Genomic DNA, 18,616 nt, shown 5'->3' on the forward strand with positions numbered 1-18,616 from the left:
CCGCGATTCTAGCCGCCGCAGGCGGCTCACGGCGCGGCGGTTGCACAACCGATCAGGTCGTCTCGACGAACTCCATCAGCCGCTCGCCGCTGCGTTCGAAGATGGCGCCGCCGATGGCCGCTCCGCCGAACAGCACCAGCACGCCGGTCAGGATGCCCACCCAGAACGCCGCCGGGGCGTGCTGGTCGCCCTCTGCGATCGTGAGCGCGAACAGCCAGATCGTCGGTGCGCTGAAGGCCAGTGCGCCGAGGAAGGTTCCGGCCGCACCGAACGACCCGTGCGACGACGAGCGCTGCGGCTGCTGGAACGGGCTGTCGCCGGGGCGCGAGACGGCGTAGGGGAACACGACCGAGGCGATACTCGACATGCCCAACGCACTCAACAGCAGGGCGGCCGTCACACCGATGAAGGGCAGCAGCAGGCTCCACTGGGCGATGAACGCGAGTGTCACCGAGATCGCGATCGCCAGCACCGGGATCGACACCATCAGCACCGGCACCAGCCGCCCGAGACGGTCGGGCAGTCCGCGTACGCCGCTGGCGACGTGCACCCACAGAGCTGTCGAGTCGTACGCGACGTCATTGTGCGGCAGCCAGCCGAAGAACAGCGCCATCAGCGGCACCGGCACCAGTGCGGCGATCCACACCGGCACGCCGGCGACGATCAGGGGGAAGACCGTGAGCACGCCGGCGATCGGCACGACGAGCACGTTGACGATGTAGCGCCGGTCACGCAGCCAGTAGACCAGGCTGCGCGCGGCGACCGCGCCGAACGCGTTCGCCGGCAGCAGACCGAACCAGCCCAGGCCCGACCGCTCTCGTGTGGCGTAGGGACGCTCGGTGACGGTCAGCAGGCGGCGCACGAGGAAGGCCCACAGGCCAAGCAGACCGGCGATGGATGCCAACGCGACCAGTCCGCTCCCCCAGGCCGCGGCGCTGTCGCCGGCGGCCGCGTGGAACGGCAGCGCATAGGGCGCGGCGAGAGGCGAGAAGCCGACGATCGTCGTGGCGGTGTCGACGGCGGCGGGAACCTCGCCGTCCCAGCGGATCGAGGCGAAGTACGCGGCGACGGGGAACGCGACCACCAGCACCGGGATCGTGATCAGCACGGTGAGTTCGCGCGAGCGTCGCTCGGGCAGCAGGATCGCACTGATCGCCATGCCGATGCGTGCGGCGAGGGCGATCGAGATGACACCGACGATCCCGGCGAGGATCGCCAGCAGCGCGGGGGCGCCGGCCGAGACGGCGACGATCACGACGCACGTCGTCGCGGCGATCAACGCGAAGCTGGGGACGCTGACGAGTGCACTCAGCGCGAGGATCCAGGGCAGTTGCCGTTGGTCGACGGCGAACGGTGCGAAGCGTCGCGGATCGAGCTGATCGGGGGTGCCGGTGAGCATCGGTGCGAGCACGAACGAGATGAATGTCGCTGCGGCACCCAGCACGAGCACCGCTTGCGCGGTGGGCAGCGGTGCGCTGCCCATGCTGAGGATCGCGATGCACACGGCGACCGTGATTGCGGCGGATGCCAGCAGCGCGAGCACACGGCGCACTCCGTGCTCTCCGTGCGCCGCGCCGACCAGCAGGGCGAGTCTCAGCCGGAGAACGTGTGCAACCACTCCAGTCCCTCCACTTCGCCGCTGGAACCGGAGAGCTCGACGAACCGCTCGGTGAGCGTGCGCCCGGCGCGCACCTCGTCGATGGTGCCCTCGGCGAGCACCTCGCCACCGACGATCACGGCGACGCGCGAGCAGACGCGCTCGACCAGATCCATGCCGTGACTGGAGAGGATGACCGTTCCGCCATGCGACACGTAGGCGCGCAGGATGTCGAGGATGACGCCGGATGAGACCGGGTCGACGGCCTCGAACGGCTCATCGAGCACCAGCACCCGCGGCGAGTGGATCAGCGCCCCTGCCAGCATGAGCTTCTTGGTCATTCCGGCCGAGTAGTCGGACACGACGCGGCTGAGCGCCTCGGTGAGGTCGAACGCACGCGCGAGGTCGGCTGTGCGGCTCTCGATCACCGCGCGCTTGAGGCCCCGGAGCTGACCGTAGTAGAACAGCAGCTGGCGACCGGTGAGCCGGTCGAACGCGCGCAGCCGATCCGGCAGCACGCCCATCACCCGCTTCGCGGCCAACGGCTCGGCGCGCTGATCGATACCGCTGATGTGCACCGTGCCGGCGTCGGGCCGCAGCAGCCCGGAGATGATCGAGAGCGTGGTCGTCTTGCCGGCGCCGTTCGGGCCGACGAGACCGTAGAACGATCCGGCGGGAACGGTGAGGTCGATACCGTCGACAGCTGTTGTATCGCCGAAGCGCTTCACGAGTCCGCGGATGTGTACCGCCTCGGGGCGATCGGCATCATCGGAGGCATCCACGGCGCCGGAGTCGACGACCGCCGTAGCGCTCGCGTCGTGCGCCACCTGATCGTCCGACGTCGGATGCGCGTCGTCAGCGGCTTCCTCCGAGAGAGGCGCGTCGTCGTCACTCGACGGCGCGTCAGTGACCGCGGCCTCAACTGCGACCGGGGCTTCTTCCACTGCCGCTGCGTCTTCGGCTACCGGTGCGTCTTCGGACGCCGGGGGCTCCTCGGACGCCGGGGTCTCGTGCTGTTCAGTCGGCACCGGGGCCGGCACTTCGGCGACGATGGGCGCGGCGGCGGCCGCGACGGCGCCCCGCGGCGGCCGGGCCTCGGACCGCTCGGGTGCGCTGTGCTCAGCAGCGACAAGGCGACGCGCCGACGGCGACGCCTCCAGGTCGATCCGCGTGTCGGTCGTGACCTCCGCTGCCGGTGGCACCGTCAGATCGGTGATGAGAACCGGCGTGGCGTCTTCGGTTGTGGGCGTCGCGGTCTTCTTGGCTGTCGACGCCTTGGCCGAAGGTCGCTGAGACGCCACGCTCGTCTTCGACGCTGTGCTCACGGTCTTCGTCGCGGGTTTCTTCGCCGTGGATGTCTTCGCCTTGGCACCCGTCGTCGACGCGGAAGACTTCGCGGCGGCCGTCTTGGCTGCGGTCGTCTTCGCAGCTGTGGTCTTGGCTGCGGTCGCCTTGGTCGCGGCCTTCGTCGACGCGGTCCGAGCAGCGGCCGCCTTGACCGCCGTCGTCTTCTCCGCCGTCTCGGCGGCAGTCTTCTTCGCCGCGGCGGACTTCGCCGCCGCACTGGTCGCTGCGGCCTTCTTCGCCGCCGCGGTCTTGGATGCCGTGCTGCTCTTGGACGCCGTGGCGGCCTTCGAGGTCGCGCCGGCCTTCGAGGTCGTGCCGGTCTTCGATGTCGTACCGGCCTTCGACGTGGCACCGGTCTTCGATGCCGTGCCCGTCTTCGCGGTCGCGGGTGCCTTCGACGCTGCGGCCGTCTTCGACGCTGTCGCCGTCTTGGTCGCTGTGCCACGCGCTGCGGTCGTCTTCGACGCCGTCGAACCTGTTGCGGTCTTCTTCGCGGCCGTCTTCCTCGGCGCTGCCTTCTTGACGGCAGGCTTGTCCTCGGCCGTCGACGACACGTTCGTGTCGGAAGCCGAGTCGGTGGCATCCGATGTCTTCTTCGCCGCCGCGGCACCCCGCTTCGGCTTCGGCGTGGCGGCGGTGTCAGCGCCCGCGCTCGCGGTCGGCACCCCCTCGGTGCGGTCTTCGTGCGTCTCCCCGGATGCTGTCACGCCTACTAAGGTACCAATCCGCCCTGACAGAGCCGCCGACCCGGTGACGACGTGTTTCGGTGCCGCAGAACCCCTCGACGCGGCTCACGGTTCCTGACAGACTCGTGTGGAACAGGTCACGAAACAGCAACAGCGCCCCTGAAGCCTTCGGCCTCCCAGGTGTGATCAGTAGCATTGCGGAGGCACGAAGAGGTGTCGCGTCGATGAATCGACAGTGAACACAGTTCCTATTAGGAGAAAACGTGACTCTTCAGACCGTCATCCTGGCTGCGGGCATGGGCTCGCGGCTCGGCCGCGCGCTGCCCAAGCCGCTGACCGAGCTCAGCGACGGCCGCACCATCATGCGCCAGCAGCACGACAACATCCGCGCGGCCTTCGGCGGCGACGCCCGCATCACCACCGTCGTCGGCTACCGCGCCGAGACGATCATCGAGGCGTTTCCCTCGGCGAAGTACGTGCACAACGAGCGCTACGACGTGACCAACACGTCCAAGAGCCTGCTGCGCGCGCTGAGCGTGACCGGCAAGAGCGGCGTGCTGTGGATGAACGGCGACGTCGTCTTCGACCCGCGCATCCTGGGCCGGGCGATCGAGTTCATCGAGCGCGACCAGTCGTTCGTGACCGTGAACACCTCGAAGGTCAGCGACGAAGAGGTCAAGTACACCGTCACCGCCGAGGGCTTCATCAACGAGCTGTCCAAGACCGTCAAGGGCGGCCTCGGCGAGGCTGTGGGCATCAACTACATCTCATCGCGCGACAAGAAGGCGTTCATGCGCCAGCTGCAGCGTGTCGAGGATCAGGACTACTTCGAGCGTGGTCTCGAGCTGGCGATCGCCGAGGATGGCCTGCTGCTCGAGCCGATGGACGTCTCGGACCTGTACGCCGTCGAGGTCGACTTCGCTGAAGACCTGGAGCGCGCCAACCTCTTCGTCTGAGCGCCTCCCTCTCGAAAGCCGTCTCCCCTCGGGAGGCGGCTTTCGGCGTTCTCGCGGATGCGATGCATAGGCTCGGACCATGCAGGTCCACAAGATCCATTCGCTGCCGGATGACGCACCGTGGGATGCCCACGTGCCTCCGGTCGGGTCCGACGAGCACCCGCTCACCGTGCGCGGAATCGATCGGGTGATGTCGGTGCAGCGCCCGTTGGTCGTGGCGCACATCCGTAGCATCCGCCTGCGCAATCCGCGCGCAACGCCGGACGAGATCGTGCGCATGCTCGAGATCCGCTACCTCGCCGCGGTGACCACCGGTGGCGCGGCCGTCGGTGCGACCGCTGTCGTTCCGGGCATCGGCACCGGGGTGACTCTGGCGCTGTCGGGTGTGGAGACCATCGGGTTCATGGAGTCGACGGCACTCTTCGCGCAGTCGGTGGCGGAGGTGCACGGCATCGCGATCGAGAACCCCGACCGTGCTCGGGCGCTGGTGATGACCCTGATGCTCGGCAAGGAGGGCGTCGACCTCGTCTCGCAGCTGGCGCAGCAGGCGACGGGCCGGGGCGGCACGCGGTCGTCGTACTGGGGCGAGCTGGTGACGAAGTCACTGCCACGCGCCGCCGTCGGTCCGCTTGTGGATCGTTTGAAGTCGGCGTTCATCCGGCAGTTCGCGGGCCGGGGCGGGGCGTCGTTCATCGGCAAGGCGCTGCCGTTCGGCATCGGCGCGGTCATCGGCGGTGCCGGCAACAACATCCTCGGACGACGGGTGCTGGTGACGTCGCGTCGCGCCTTCGGCGCGGCGCCCGTCTTCTTGCCGCCCGAGTTGGAGCCGACGCCCGGCAGCGAGCGACTGGAGCGACGGATGCTGTCGGGCGCGCGTTCCCTCGGCGGTGGCGTTGTCGGGGTCGCGGGCAGCGTGGGCCGGGGCTTCGGTGCCGCCGGTCGCGGAGTGGGTGCGGCGGGGCGCGGGCTCGGTGCGGCGAGCCGCGAGGTCGGAGCGAAGCTGCGCCGACGGAGGGAAGGACTCGACCCCGGGTCGGATGCTGCCGATTCGGATGCTGTTGATTCGGCGTCCCCAGAACCGGCTTGAGCATGACTTCTGCACAGCGGACGTCGTGAGGCGCTCTGAGGCGCTCTGACCGTCGGAGGGCGTTCCTAGCTTGGCGGCATGCTGCCTCCCATCGATCCCTGCCAGTCCCCGCCGCCGACCGCGCACTGTGTGCCCTGGGTGGTCACCCGCGACGACCGCGCCCACCCGGTGGTGATGAATGCCAGCCAGGAGCCCGTCGATTTCGTCCGCGTCTTTCGCGACGATGTCGATGCCCGTTGCGTCGTGGATCTGTGGGGTCAGGTCCTTCCCACCGAAACGGTCGAACTGTGCCTGTGCGCGTCGGCCCCCGACGAGGCGGTTGTGACGATCGCCTGGTTCCGCCAAGCCGACGGGTTGGAGTACGTGTGGCGCTTCGTCGTGTGATGGCCGGTGCGCGACAAGACGCTGCTGCGCTTCCCCGGACTTCAGCGCTTGCTCAGCAGCCCGGTCGTTCTCAGCGATCGCCTGCTCGATCGGATGGAGGCCGGCGCGGATGACATGCACGACATTGCAGGGCGCACGCGAACGAGCGACTACGTGAACGCGAAGTCGGGCAACCACAGGCGCGGGGTGCGCCAGTGATGCAAAGGATCCCACCAGGCGGGTCCGCGGATCTCGGGTAGGCCGTCGTGCATGCGGATCTCCCAGCCGGAGAACTCGAGTGATCTGTGGTGCCACCAGCACAACGGCACACCGTTGTCGGTGCTGGTCGGTCCGCCGCGGGAGTGTTCGGTGACGTGGTGGATCTCACACCAGGAGGCCGGCACGTGGCATCCGCGAATCAAGCACTCCTTGTCGCGAAGCGTGATCGCCCGGCGCTGGTGAACGTTGAAGATGCGGTCGGTCACCGTCATCCCGACGATCCGCCCCTGCTCCGTGAACACGCGCTGAATCGCACCGGTGCAACCGGTATGCCGGGCGACTGCGGCGCTCACCGGGCCGTCGACACCCGGAACACTGGCCCACGAGCTGTCTGCGGACTCGAGGTGCACGACGAGCGTCGGCGGCACCGATCCGGTCGCCGGCCGACTCGATCGGCCCCGTGGCCGCCAGCAGCCCATCGGTTCCGACGGCACCGTCGAGCATCGCCCGTCGAAGAGCGGGCCACCGCGCCGGCAGCGACTCCCCCGATGTGAGGTCGACGTCGCGGTGCACGACCTTGCCCGCTTTCACGAACCGCGCCGCGCCCCGCGAGTCGAACCGCAGAGTGCGCTGCAGCAGTTCGTTCAACATTGCGGCATGCCGCGCCGTGCGGCAGGTCAACCGGATCGCCCGTCGCGACCATCTCGACCGTCTCGATGATGGTCGCCTCGACGCGCCGCAGAGCATCGCCGGCAGCACTCAGAACGACGCGCCTCTCGGCATCGGTGAGGCTCATGAGCGCATCCGCACCGAGCAGCTGATCGAGGTCGGTGACGACTCGATCGAGAATTGCGGCGGGGTTGGTCATGCCTCCAGTCAACAGGGGGCCACCGACATTGACTGCGGGAATTCTGGCTGATCAGAGAAAGTTTTCAGCAGAGTCTCGAAGACCGCGAGACATCCGTACCCTCACTCCGGCAGCGTCAGCACCGTCTTCAGAAACAGGTCGGCGACAGCATCCGCGTCGATACCCAGCGCCACCTCGGAACGCGACCACACCTCGTCGAGGCCGTGCAGGCTGTCCTCCCCCGCGTACGCACGGCAGTCGACGACCGTCTGGCCCCGGCTGTAGCCGCTCAACTCGACCCGCACCGGGAGCGATTCGAAGCGCACCAGTTCGGGCGCGACGATCGCGCACACCGCACCGGCGTCGCCGATCAGCCCGGTGTACTGCAGCGACTCGTCCTCGCTCATGGCCACCCGGTTGCCCAACAGCTCACCGACCGCCCGTGCCGCACGGTGCGCGCCGGCCGTCAACGCCTTCGCGCGTTCCAGCGGCACCGAGACGCGCTCGAACACGTCGAGGCCGTACATCGTGGTCGGCACCCCGGCATCGAGCACGATCGCGGCCGCCTCGGGGTCGTGCCATACGTTGAACTCCGCCACGGCTGTGGCGTTGCCGACACTCGCCGAGCCGCCCATGAACACGATCCGCTCGATGCGTGCCGCGACTTCGGGGTGGGTGCGCAGCAGCAGGGCGAGGTTGGTCTGCGGCGCGAGGGCGACGAGCGTCACGGGCTCCGGATGCTGCATGATCAGCCGTCGCATCATGGCGACGGCCGACTCGTCAGCCGCGCCGCGCGTCGCGGGAGGCAGCGCGATGCCGCCCAGACCGTCTTCGCCGTGCACGTGGGCGGCCGCGCGAGCCGGGGCGATCAGCGGGCGAGCGGCACCGGCCGCGACCGGTACGTCCGCCGCACCGGCGAGATCGAGGATGCGCAGGGTGTTCGCGACGACGTCATCCAACCCGGCATTCCCGGCGACGCAGGTGACACCGAGCACCTCGATCTCGGGGTGCGCAACAGCGAACAGCAGGGCGAGAGCGTCATCGACGCCGGTGTCGACATCGAGAATCACAGGTGTGGGCATGATGTCCAGCCTAGATCTCCGCCCCCACGCACCGAGCAGATCAACCAAAGGAATCGCGTGTGCGTTGTGCCGAGCATCCAACGCCGCTCGGCGCCCCGGCGCTAGTGTGGAATCCGTGACGGAAAAGCCTGACCTCTCGACCACGGCCGCGAAGATCGCGGACCTTCGCTCCCGCTTCACCGAGGCGGTCGTCGAGCCCGAGAAGCTCGCCCAGCAGAAGCAGCACGCCAAGGGCAAGATGACCGCACGCGAGCGCATCGAGCTGCTCGTCGACACCGGAAGCTTCGTCGAGTTCGACGAGTACGTGCGCCACCGCACCACCTCGTTCGGCATGGACCGCAATCGCCCCTACGGTGACTCCGTCGTCACCGGCGTCGCGACCATCCACGGCCGCACCGTCGCCGTCTACTCCCAGGACTTCACGACCTTCGGCGGCTCGCTCGGCGAGGTCGCCGGCGACAAGATCATCAAGATCATGGAGTTCGCGCTGCAGGGCGGCATGCCGATCATCGGCATCCTCGACTCGGGCGGTGCCCGCATCCAGGAGGGGGTGCTCGCCCTCAGCAAGTACGGCGAGATCTTCCGCTGCAACACCCGCTCGTCGGGCGTCATCCCGCAGATCTCGATCGTCATGGGACCGGCCGCCGGCGGCGCCGTGTACGGCCCGGCCCTCACCGACTTCGTCATCATGGTCGACAAGACCAGCCAGATGTTCGTCACCGGCCCCGACGTGATCAAGACCGTCACCGGCGAGGACGTCGGCATGGAAGAGCTCGGCGGCGCGCACACGCACAACACCCGTTCGGGTGTGGCCCACTACCTGGCCGAGGATGAGGACGACGCGCTCGACTACGCGCGCACGCTGCTCAGCTATCTGCCCGACAACAACATGGCCGAGGTGCCGGCGTACGACTCGGCGTTCGAGTTCGAGACCACCGACGCCGATCACGTCCTGAACACGATCATCCCCGACTCGCCCAACCAGCCGTACGACATCCACACCGTCATCGAGCACGTGGTCGACGGCGGCGAGTTCCTCGAAGTGCAGCCGCTGTTCGCGCCGAACATCGTGATCGGCTTCGGCCGGGTCGAGGGACGCTCGGTCGGCATCATCGCCAACCAGCCCTCGCAGATGGCGGGCACCCTGAACATCGAGGCCGGCGAGAAGGCCAGCCGCTTCGTGCGCTTCTGCGACTCGTTCTCGATCCCGATCGTCACGCTCGTGGATGTTCCCGGCTACCTGCCCGGCACCGACCAGGAGTGGACCGGTGTCATCCGCCGCGGCGCGAAGCTGATCTACGCCTACGCCGAGGCGACCGTTCCGCTGGTCACCGTGATTCTGCGCAAGGCCTACGGTGGCGCCTACATCGTGATGGGTTCCAAGCAGCTCGGCGCCGACGTCAACCTCGCCTGGCCGACCGCCGAGATCGCGGTCATGGGCGGGCAGGGCGCCGTCAACATCCTGTACCGCAACGAGATCAAGAAGGCCGAAGAGAACGGTGAGGACGTCGCGGCCGTGCGCACCCGGCTCGCGAACGAGTACACGTACAGCGTGACCTCCCCCTTCCTCGCCGCCGAGCGCGGCGAGATCGACGGCATCATCGAGCCGGCCGCGACGCGTGTGGCGATCGCCAAGGCGCTGCGCTCACTGCGCGGCAAGCGCGCGGAGCTGCCGCCCAAGAAGCACGGGAACATCCCGCTGTGACCGAGCCCGAGCAGACCCCGCGTATCGAGATCACGCGCGGCCAGCCGACCGAGGAAGAGCTCGCCGCGCTGATCGCGGTCGTCAGCGACGCCTACGTACGCGAATCGGAAGAGGCCGTCGCCGATGTGCCGCACGTATCGGCGTGGCAGCGTACGCAGCGTGCACTGCGGCGACCGCTGCGACGAGACATCCCGTGGGGCCGTTTCAGCGGCTGAGCGAGACGAATCGGCCCGAGAACGTCGATTTCTGGACAAATGGCCAGCATTTGTCCCCCAAAATACCTACAGACAGACGCCGATCTACGCGCGAAACTAGTAACAACGCTTCGCGTTAGGCGGCTGCTCTGTCCCAGGGTAGACAGACGCAGTACGCCCCCTTGCGGACAGTTTTCGGGTAGCTGGTCCGCGCTGGCGAGGGGGCGGGCGGCTTCGCCGCCCCTCGCCCTTCTCAGCCCGACGCCCGTGCCACCTGCACGCGCCGGTTCGTCCTCGACGCGAGATCAGTCCGCGACGCGGGGAATCTCGTGCCACAGATCGACCGCGTCGTCGTCGTGTGCACCGCCGGCGGCGCGCCCCACGACGGTCACCGCCACCCGATCGTCACGCCCCGCGCGGATGATCACCCGATTCGATCGCGACCCGGCGACGACCTCGGCGAGCTCGGCACGGATCTGCCCGACGCGGTCGGCCGGCACACCCTCCATGCCCCCCCTCGTCGAACACGGTCACCATGGCGCCCCGGCGTCGGGCATCCGCGATCGAGGCGCGCACCGCGTCGTTCAGCAGCACCGCACCGCGCAGTTCGTCCCGCAGTGTGCCCTCTGCCAACCGTGCGTCGAGCCGCTCCTGCTCGCTGAGGTGACCGTGTGCGGCGACCGTGCGCGAGAGCACCGGGCCGGCGACGGCCAGCGCCAACTGCGCCCGCACGCGACGCTCGCGCTGACGTACCTCCTGGGTCGCGTTCCACGCCGACACCGCGCGTTGGATGTCGGCGAGCCGCTCGGTGTCGCGCACCGCCCGGCCCCAGAACAGCACCAGCAGCTGCGCCACGACCACCCACGTGATCGAGCCCACCAGCCCCAGCGTGAACGCCCGATCGATGCCGAGATACAGCGACGACGAGACGATGAGAGCCGCGAGCATCACCCAGCCGCACACCATGCGGCGTCGCACGATGCAGATCACCGCGAGCAGGCCGATCGCGCCGATGTACCAGGTCGCGAACGGTGCCTCTCGTGCGTCCGGCGGCAATGACAGACTCACCAGGGTGGGCACGGCCAGGCTGGTGCCCAGTGCCAGGAACCCGGGCCCTGCGGGCAGGCGAATGCTGTGCCCGGCGCCCGCCAGCACGGCCGTCAGCGTGGCCGCGAGGTACAGTCCGATCGCCGCCACCATGAACAGCGGGGCAGTCGGCTGCTCGGTCCACCAGATCGCGCGTGCCGCGAAGTAGATCGCGAAGCCAAGCGCCAGCGCGGTGACGATGCTGCGGACGGTGCGCCTCATGCCGGCTCCCATCCCAGAACGACCATCGTGCCGCGGGCATCCGTCCGGATCTCGGATGTGCCTGCGACCGCGGCCATCCGCGCCACGATCGACGCGCGGATGCCCAGGCGATCCTCGCCGATCGCATCCGGGTCGAACCCCGGCCCCGTATCGATGACCGAGAGCACCAGACCGTGCCCGGTCGTCGTCTCAGCCACGACGTGCAGGCCACGCCCGCCGGCGTGCATCAGCGCATTGCTGATCGCCTGGCGCGCAGCGAGCACCAGGGCGCGCGCAACCCGCCCCGGCACCTGAACAGACGGTCCGCGTTCCTCCACGACCGCATCGACGCCCTGCTCCGACAGCGTCCGTCGCAGCTCCGCGACCACCTGCGCGCGGTGCACAGGCTCATCGTTGCCCTCCTGGGCAAGCAGCGCCTCAGTGTTGGCCAGGCGTGTCAGCGCCTCGCGCGCCATCACGACCGCCAGGTCGCGCTCGCGCTCTGAGCTGGCCCGCTCAGCCGCGATCAGGGCAGCGAGCACGCTGTCGTGCATCAGCGCCGACATCGCCCCGCGTTCCTCTTCGGCGGCTGTGGCCGCCGCCGCACGCGCATACGTCGCCACGGCGTTGTCGCGCGCCTCGTCGACGCCGGCGGCCACCTGGCGGAACATCCATCCCAGCGACACGATGACCAGCCCGAGGATCAACGTGAACGACACATCGAACGCGGTGGTGATCCAGTACTGCTGCGAGAAATCCCCCTCGACCAGCCGGACGTATCCGTAGACGAACGGCATGCCGGCCGCCCACAACACCTGCAACCGGGGCGGGAAGGCGAGCATCGCCGCGATGACCGCGATGTTCACGAGGAAGAAGATCCACGGCTGACTGGACGGCTCACGGGTCGCCCGATCGACGATCACGGGCCACAGCAGCAGCCCGATGACATAGGCGACCGCGAACGTACCGCACGCGGCGCGGACGGTCTTGGCGCTGATGCACGCCACGATCATCCACAGCAGCGGACCGAACACCAGCAGCATCAGCGCGACGCGTGGCGCGTCGACACGGCTGATGGTGGTCGTCGCGGCCAGCAACGCCTGCAGCCCGAGAGCCGACGAACCGATCGCGGCGACGATCGCGAGGATGCGCTCCATCCGGTGACCGGTGAAGCGCTCGAGTCCGGCGCCGGCCTCGCCCGGCGAGGGGACGCTGAGCCAGGCGTCGCGGATGCTTCGGGTGTCAGCTCCCACTCGGGACCCCGTCGGGTGCGACGATGCCGTCCTCCATCGCGCGACGCAGCAGGTCGACCTTGGTGGGTGCGGGACGCCCGACCTCGACGTACTTGACCCGGATGCGGGTGATGTTCTCTTTGGCGGTGGAATAGGCCACGCCCAGACGCTCGGCAACCGCCTTCAGCGGCAGACCGGCCGCGTAGAGCCGCAACACCTCGCGCTCGCGCGTCGACAGCTGCGCATCGGCGAACTCGCGGTCGCCGTCGACCGCACTCGCCCACTCGACATTGTTCAGCGCCTCACCCCGTGCCACGGTGCGAATCGCGTCGAGCACATCGTCGAGCGCCGAGGACTTACTCACGACGCCGACGGCACCGGCCACCAGCGCTTCGCGCACCGATGCGGGTCGGTCGGCGACGCTGTGGATGACGACGCTCGCGCCGTCGGCGACGAGCGCCGTGACGTTCTCGGTGACGGTGGTGCCATCACCGAGCGTCAGATCGAGCACGACGACGTCGACGGGACCGGACGCGGATGCCCTGCGCCAGGCGAGGTACTCCTTGACCGTTCCGCCCGAGAAGACGACCTGCTGCTCGCCATCGCGCAGACACGCGGCTTCCAGGCCGAGACGAACCGACTCGTGGTCGTCGATGAGGGCGACGGTACTCATCCCGCCAGCCTACTCAGTGCGTGCCCGGTCGTACGTGCCGACGCAGGCGCGCACATACCTCAGCGGGTCAGCAGTGCGACGGCCTCGAAGTGGTGCGAGTGCGGGAACAGATCGAATGCCCGCAGCGACGGCACGTTCCAACCGAGCTCACGGAAGGTGCCCAGGTCGCGGGCGAGCGCGACCGGGTCGCACGCGACGTACACGATCGCCTCGGGGTCGAGCCCGTGGATCGACTCGACGACGGCACGACCGGCACCCGCACGCGGCGGATCGAGCACCACCGCGCCCGCGCGCGTACCGGCGGGCAGCCCGCCCAGGAACCGGTCGACCCGAGCCGTGACAGCCTGAGCGTCGAACACCGCGAGGTTCTCAGCCGCGTACTCGGTGGCACGACGGTCGGACTCGACCGTGACGATGTCGGTCGCCCCCTGCTCACCCAGCGTCGCAGCGAACAGACCGACGCCGCCGTACAGGTCGAAGTGGGTGGCATCCGAGTCCACCCGGCCCGCGAGCGCCTCGCCGACTGCGTCATGCAGGGTGTCGCCGGCGCGGGGGTGCACCTGCCAGAACCCGCCGGCGTCGACGCGGAAGCGGCGACCCGCGACGCGCTCGACGATCGTCTCGCTCTTGCCCCGACGCGCACCCTCCGGCCGCGGGAGCACACGGACCCGGCCATCCTCGGGCTCGACGAGATCGACGCGTCCCGGCTTGTGGTCACGCAGTGCGAAGGCGGCCGCCTCGACCGCCGGGCGCGCCAGAGGCAGGGAGGCCACCTCGATCACCCGATGGCTTCGCGCGGCGTACGGGCCGATGCGTCCGGCGTCGTCGACGTGCAACGAGACGCGCGTGCGCCAGCCGGTGCCGTCGCCGGCATCCGCCGCCTCGACCTCAGGGGCGTCCAGGCCCGCTCCGGCGAACTTGTCGAGCGCCTCCTGCAGCACCCGGCGCTTGAGGACGCGCTGCTCGTCGAGGGCGATGTGCCCGAGATCGGCGCCACCGGCGCGGTCCTGGGGAGCGCGCGAGACGTCGGCCTCGGCCCACACGTGCGGGCGGCGGTGCGGCGACGCGTCGAGCACCTCGAGCGTCTCGGCGCGCCAGAAGCTCGACTTCGTGGCATCCGTGATGCGCGCACGCACCCGCTCGCCGGGAATGGCGTCCGGCACGAAGACGACACGCCCCTCGTGACGGGCGATGAACGTCCCACCGTGAGCGATGCCGGTGATGTCGAGGTCGAGAACGGGAGCCTGCGAGGTCATCGTTCCAGGATCCCACACCGGCTACCGTGTAACCATGCGCGTGTGCCTGGCATCCACCTCTCCGGCCCGACTGATGCTGCTGCGGCAGGCGGGCATCGAACCCCTCATCGTCGCTCCGGACGTCGATGAGGACGCCGTCGCCGCGTCCGCGGAGGCGGAGCGCGGCGCGACGCTGTCGCCGGACGAGCTGGTGCTGCTGCTCGCCAGGGCGAAAGCGGCCGACGTGGCCGCGCGGATGCCGGACGAGCACCCGCGCTTCGACGGCATCGTCATCGGCGGTGACTCGATGTTCGCGATCGACGGGCAGGTGCACGGCAAGCCGTACACCGCCGAGGTCGCCCGCGAGCGCTGGCAGCAGATGCGTGGTGCCACGGGCATCCTGCACTCCGGTCACTCGGTGTTCCGTGTGCACCCCGACCGCACCCCGGTCGAGGCGACCGCGGTCGCCGAGGCGGCGGTCACCTTCGCGGACGATGTCTCGGATGCCGAACTCGACGCCTACATCGCCAGCGGCGAACCGCTGTACGTGGCGGGCTCGTTCACCGTCGACAGCCTGGGCGGGCCGTTCATCACGCGCGTGGACGGCGACCCGTCGACCGTGGTCGGCATGTCGCTGTCGACGCTGCGCCGTTTGGCCGGCGAGCTCGGCGTCACCTGGACCGATCTGTGGACACAGTCATAACGAATCGACGGTTTCTTGTGGGTGGTCGTCAAAAGGAACGCCCCCGCACTCGCTAGGCTGAAACCCATGCCTGCTATCGCCAAGGTGCTCATCGCCAACCGCGGCGAGATCGCCGTACGCATTATTCGTGCCGCCCGTGACTCGGGGATCTCGTCCGTCGCCGTGTACGCCGACCAGGACCGTGACGCGATGCACGCGCGGCTCGCCGACGAGGCCTACGCCCTCGACGGATCCACCAGCGCAGAGACCTACCTGCAGATCGACAAGATCCTCTCGGTCGCGCGGCGCTCGGGTGCCGATGCCGTTCACCCCGGCTACGGGTTCCTCGCCGAGAACGCCGACTTCGCGCGCGCCGTGATCTCGGCCGGGCTGATCTGGATCGGCCCCTCCCCCGACGCCATCGAGGCACTCGGCGACAAGGTCACCGCACGCCACGTCGCTGAGAAGGTCGGCGCTCCCCTCGCCCCCGGCACCCCGGGCCCCGTCTCGGGAGCCGACGAGGTCATCGCCTTTGCGCAGGAGCACGGCCTGCCCATCGCCATCAAGGCCGCCTACGGCGGCGGCGGTCGCGGCCTGAAGGTCGCCCGCGAGCTCGACGAGGTCGCAGAGCTGTTCGAATCGGCCACCCGCGAGGCCGTCACCGCTTTCGGCCGCGGCGAGTGCTTCGTCGAGAAGTACCTCGACAAGCCGCGCCACGTCGAGACGCAGTGCCTGGCAGACGCCGCCGGCAACGTCGTGGTCATCTCGACCCGCGACTGCTCGCTGCAGCGTCGCCACCAGAAGCTCGTCGAAGAGGCACCCGCGCCGTTCCTGACCGATGCGCAGAACGAGCAGCTGTACGCCGCATCCAAGGCCATCCTGAAGGCGGTCGGCTACGTCGGCGCCGGCACCTGCGAGTTCCTGATCGGCGCCGACGGCACCGTGTCGTTCCTCGAGGTCAACACGCGCCTGCAGGTCGAGCACCCGGTCTCGGAGGAGGTCACCGGCATCGACCTCGTGCGCGAGCAGTTCCGCATCGCTGCGGGTGGCACGCTCGACTATGACGACCCGACGCCGCAGGGGCACTCGATCGAGTTCCGCATCAACGGTGAGGACCCGGGGCGCGGCTTCCTGCCGCAGCCCGGCCCGATCAACGTCTTCAAGACCTTCGGCGGCCCCGGTGTGCGCCTCGACTCGGGTGTGACCGCCGGTGACGCCGTGTCGGGTGCGTTCGACTCGCTGCTGGCGAAGATCATCGTCACCGGCCGCGACCGCGCAGAGGCGCTGGAGCGCTCGCGCCGTGCCCTGGACGAGTTCGAGGTCGCCGGTCTGCCGACCGTGCTCCCCTTCCACCGCCTGGTCGTCCGCGACCCCGCCTTCGTGGCCGAGGACGGCGAGTTCGGTGTGTTCACACGCTGGATCGAGACCGAGTTCGCCGGTGACATCGCGCCGTGGGACGGCGAGCTCGACGACCCGTCCCCCGCCCCCGGGCGGCACACCGTCGTCGTCGAGGTCGGCGGCAAGCGCCTCGAGGTGAGCCTGCCCGACCGCGTCGCTGCAACGGTCTCGGGCACCGCCGGTCGTCCCGCCACTGTTCCGCCGTCGCGCCGCAGCCACACGACCACCGCCAACGCCGGCGCCTCGGGTGATGCCGTGAAGTCGCCGATGCAGGCCACGATCGTCAAGGTGGCTGTCGAAGAGGGCCAGCAGGTCGTCAAGGGCGACCTGGTCGTCGTGCTCGAGGCGATGAAGATGGAGCAGCCTCTGCAGGCGCACAAGGATGGCGTGATCGGCAACATCAACGCCGACGCCGGTACGACGGTCTCGGCCGGCCACCAGCTGCTGACCATCAGTTGAGCCCGCGGCGGACGCGGCCTCGCGCCCCGTCTGCCAGCGCACACGCGAAGAGGCCCGGTCGATCTCGACCGGGCCTCTTCGCGTGTCTCGTCTGCGCGACGGATCAGGCGTTGTTGACCTCGTGCATCGCCCGGCTCGCGTCAGTGATGCTCGACGTGAGCGACGGGTATGCCGCGAACACGCGCGAGACCTGGTCGACGTTCATCCGGCGCTCGACGGCCATCGCCAGCGGGTAGATCAACTCGGACGCCTTCGGCGCCACGATCACGCCGCCGATCACCGTGCCCGATCCGCGGCGGGCGATGATCTTCACGAAGCCGTCCTTGATGCCCATCATCTTGGCCCGGGGGTTGGCCGCGAGCGGCAGCTTGTACGCGATTCCCTCGGCCGCACCGTTCTCGATGTCGCGCTCCGAGTAACCGACCGTGGCGATCTCGGGGGCGGTGAAGATGTTTGCGGTGATCTTGCGGTGTTCCAGCGGGATCACGATGTCGCCGAGCGCGTGGAACACCGCCGTGCGCCCCTGCATCGAGGCGACGGATGCCAGGGGGAAGAAGTTCGTGCAGTCGCCGACCGCGTAGACGTTCGGCACCGAGGTGCGTGCCACGCGGTTGACGCTCACGTGCCCGGACGCGTCGAGCTCGATGCCGGCCTCTTCGAGGCCGATTCCCGCGGTGTTGGGGATCGAACCGACGGCCATCAGGCAGTGGCTGCCCTCGACGGTGCGTCCGTCCGAGAGCGTCACCAGCACGCCGTCCTCGGTGCGCTCGACCTTCTCGGCGCGCGACTTCGACAGCACCTGCATGCCGCCGCGCTTGAAGACCTTCTCAAGCACATGAGCCGCGTCGACGTCCTCTCCGGGCAGCACCTGGTCACGGCTGGAGACCAACGTCACCTTGGCACCGAGGTTCATGTACGCCGAGGCGAACTCGGCGCCGGTCACGCCCGAACCCACCACGATCAGGTGCTCGGGGAGCGCCTTCATGTCGTACAGCTGGGTCCACGTGAGGATGCGCTCCCCATCGGGCTTGGCCGAGTCCAGTTCGCGTGGCGACGCACCGACCGAGACGACGACCGTGTCGGCCTCGATCCGATCGAAGTCCGTGCCGCCCGGGCCGGTGGCGACGATGATCGCATTGGGGCCCTCGAGGCGCCCGTGACCCGACAGGATGCGCACGCCTGCTTCGAGCAGCGTGGCACGCATGTCTTCGGACTGCTGGCCGGCCAGTGCGAGCAGTCTCTTGTTCACGGCAGCGAGGTTGATCGCGATCTCGGGCTTGAGCGGCTTGCCGTGCGCACCCTTGGCATAGAACTGCACGCCGAGGTCGGTCGCCTCAGAGATCGCGACGGCGGCATCCGCGGTCGCGATGAGGCTCTTGGACGGAACCACGTCGGTGAGCACAGCGGATCCGCCGACGCCCACGCGTTCGACGAGTGTCACCTCGGCACCGAGCTGGGCTGCGGCGAGCGCTGCCTCGTAGCCACCGGGGCCACCGCCGAGCACAGCCACACTCTGACGGTTCGCGAAGGAAGTCTGAGACATGATCTCCATTCTTCCCCAATCCTG

The 18,616-nt window shown here is 69.1% G+C and carries 18 protein-coding genes; 9 read left to right on the forward strand and 9 right to left on the reverse strand.

Annotated features, from left to right (window positions below; translation table 11 throughout):
• Positions 1-52: 52 nt before the first annotated feature.
• Together ACLD0U_RS12185 and ACLD0U_RS12190 are read right to left on the reverse strand one after the other, a co-directional pair.
• Positions 53-1,618, reverse strand: a complete 1,566-nt coding sequence (locus ACLD0U_RS12185; protein WP_410340766.1) for a hypothetical protein — start codon at positions 1,616-1,618, stop codon at positions 53-55.
• Complete coding sequence (locus tag ACLD0U_RS12190) at positions 1,594-2,922, reverse strand: ATP-binding cassette domain-containing protein (RefSeq protein WP_410340767.1); 1,329 nt, start codon at positions 2,920-2,922, stop codon at positions 1,594-1,596. Before ACLD0U_RS12190 ends, ACLD0U_RS12185 begins: the two co-directional genes overlap by 25 nt.
• On the opposite strand from ACLD0U_RS12190, the gene ACLD0U_RS12195 reads away from it, so the two are divergent.
• The 4 genes from ACLD0U_RS12195 (at position 2,915) to ACLD0U_RS12210 (ending at position 6,057) form a co-directional block, all read left to right on the forward strand.
• A complete protein-coding gene (locus ACLD0U_RS12195) occupies positions 2,915-3,748 on the forward strand; it encodes a hypothetical protein (protein WP_410340768.1) in 834 nt (277 codons plus the stop codon). The genes ACLD0U_RS12190 and ACLD0U_RS12195 overlap by 8 nt on opposite strands.
• A 145-nt stretch (positions 3,749-3,893) precedes the next feature.
• Positions 3,894-4,586, forward strand: coding sequence for an NTP transferase domain-containing protein (locus tag ACLD0U_RS12200; RefSeq protein ID WP_206551739.1), 693 nt, complete (start codon positions 3,894-3,896; stop codon positions 4,584-4,586).
• A 79-nt stretch (positions 4,587-4,665) separates the two neighbouring features.
• The gene (locus tag ACLD0U_RS12205) at positions 4,666-5,673 is read left to right on the forward strand and encodes a hypothetical protein (RefSeq protein ID WP_410340769.1); all 1,008 of its coding nucleotides are present in this window, start codon (positions 4,666-4,668) and stop codon (positions 5,671-5,673) included.
• 78 nt (positions 5,674-5,751) lie between these two features.
• Positions 5,752-6,057 carry a hypothetical protein gene (locus ACLD0U_RS12210; protein WP_410340770.1) on the forward strand — a complete coding sequence of 102 codons (306 nt, stop codon included), beginning with the start codon at positions 5,752-5,754 and terminating at the stop codon, positions 6,055-6,057.
• 149 nt (positions 6,058-6,206) lie between these two features.
• On the opposite strand, the gene ACLD0U_RS12215 is transcribed toward ACLD0U_RS12210, so the two are convergent.
• Complete coding sequence (locus tag ACLD0U_RS12215; protein WP_410340771.1) at positions 6,207-6,665, reverse strand: HNH endonuclease; 459 nt, start codon at positions 6,663-6,665, stop codon at positions 6,207-6,209.
• Between the two features lie 215 nt (positions 6,666-6,880).
• Here ACLD0U_RS12215 and ACLD0U_RS12220 point away from each other — a divergent pair, with 215 nt between their 5' ends.
• Positions 6,881-7,174: a hypothetical protein gene (locus ACLD0U_RS12220; RefSeq protein WP_410340772.1), complete on the forward strand. Its 294-nt coding sequence runs from the start codon at positions 6,881-6,883 to the stop codon at positions 7,172-7,174.
• Between the two features lie 50 nt (positions 7,175-7,224).
• Here ACLD0U_RS12220 and ACLD0U_RS12225 read toward each other — a convergent pair whose 3' ends face one another.
• The gene (locus tag ACLD0U_RS12225; RefSeq protein WP_410340773.1) at positions 7,225-8,184 is read right to left on the reverse strand and encodes a nucleoside hydrolase; all 960 of its coding nucleotides are present in this window, start codon (positions 8,182-8,184) and stop codon (positions 7,225-7,227) included.
• Positions 8,185-8,299: 115 nt separating this feature from the next.
• On the opposite strand from ACLD0U_RS12225, the gene ACLD0U_RS12230 reads away from it, so the two are divergent.
• Entirely contained in the window at positions 8,300-9,889 is a 1,590-nt protein-coding gene (locus tag ACLD0U_RS12230) for an acyl-CoA carboxylase subunit beta (protein ID WP_410340774.1), read from the forward strand.
• Positions 9,886-10,104 carry an acyl-CoA carboxylase subunit epsilon gene (locus ACLD0U_RS12235; protein WP_179410369.1) on the forward strand — a complete coding sequence of 73 codons (219 nt, stop codon included), beginning with the start codon at positions 9,886-9,888 and terminating at the stop codon, positions 10,102-10,104. Before ACLD0U_RS12230 ends, ACLD0U_RS12235 begins: the two co-directional genes overlap by 4 nt.
• 384 nt (positions 10,105-10,488) lie before the next feature.
• Here ACLD0U_RS12235 and ACLD0U_RS12240 read toward each other — a convergent pair whose 3' ends face one another.
• From ACLD0U_RS12240 to ACLD0U_RS12255, 4 genes are read right to left on the reverse strand one after another with little or no spacing between them, the layout of a single operon-like run.
• Positions 10,489-11,391, reverse strand: coding sequence for a hypothetical protein (locus ACLD0U_RS12240; protein ID WP_410340775.1), 903 nt, complete (start codon positions 11,389-11,391; stop codon positions 10,489-10,491).
• Complete coding sequence (locus ACLD0U_RS12245; protein WP_179410367.1) at positions 11,388-12,623, reverse strand: sensor histidine kinase; 1,236 nt, start codon at positions 12,621-12,623, stop codon at positions 11,388-11,390. The genes ACLD0U_RS12240 and ACLD0U_RS12245 overlap by 4 nt, the downstream gene beginning before the upstream one ends.
• Positions 12,613-13,275 (reverse strand): response regulator, encoded by a 663-nt coding sequence (locus ACLD0U_RS12250; protein ID WP_410340776.1) that lies wholly within the window; start codon positions 13,273-13,275, stop codon positions 12,613-12,615. The genes ACLD0U_RS12245 and ACLD0U_RS12250 overlap by 11 nt, the downstream gene beginning before the upstream one ends.
• Positions 13,276-13,334: 59 nt before the next feature.
• Positions 13,335-14,531 carry a class I SAM-dependent RNA methyltransferase gene (locus ACLD0U_RS12255; RefSeq protein ID WP_410340777.1) on the reverse strand — a complete coding sequence of 399 codons (1,197 nt, stop codon included), beginning with the start codon at positions 14,529-14,531 and terminating at the stop codon, positions 13,335-13,337.
• 34 nt (positions 14,532-14,565) lie between these two features.
• Between ACLD0U_RS12255 and ACLD0U_RS12260 the strand changes: the two genes are divergently transcribed.
• Positions 14,566-15,213: a Maf family protein gene (locus tag ACLD0U_RS12260; protein WP_224818642.1), complete on the forward strand. Its 648-nt coding sequence runs from the start codon at positions 14,566-14,568 to the stop codon at positions 15,211-15,213.
• A gap of 66 nt (positions 15,214-15,279) precedes the next feature.
• Complete coding sequence (locus ACLD0U_RS12265; RefSeq protein ID WP_410340778.1) at positions 15,280-17,049, forward strand: acetyl/propionyl/methylcrotonyl-CoA carboxylase subunit alpha; 1,770 nt, start codon at positions 15,280-15,282, stop codon at positions 17,047-17,049.
• 103 nt (positions 17,050-17,152) lie between these two features.
• Here ACLD0U_RS12265 and ACLD0U_RS12270 read toward each other — a convergent pair whose 3' ends face one another.
• A complete protein-coding gene (locus tag ACLD0U_RS12270) occupies positions 17,153-18,601 on the reverse strand; it encodes an NAD(P)H-quinone dehydrogenase (protein ID WP_224818641.1) in 1,449 nt (482 codons plus the stop codon).
• Positions 18,602-18,616 lie beyond the last annotated feature (15 nt).

The organism is Microbacterium sp. 2216-1 (genome assembly GCF_046507855.1).
GTDB lineage: Bacteria > Actinomycetota > Actinomycetes > Actinomycetales > Microbacteriaceae > Microbacterium > Microbacterium esteraromaticum_C.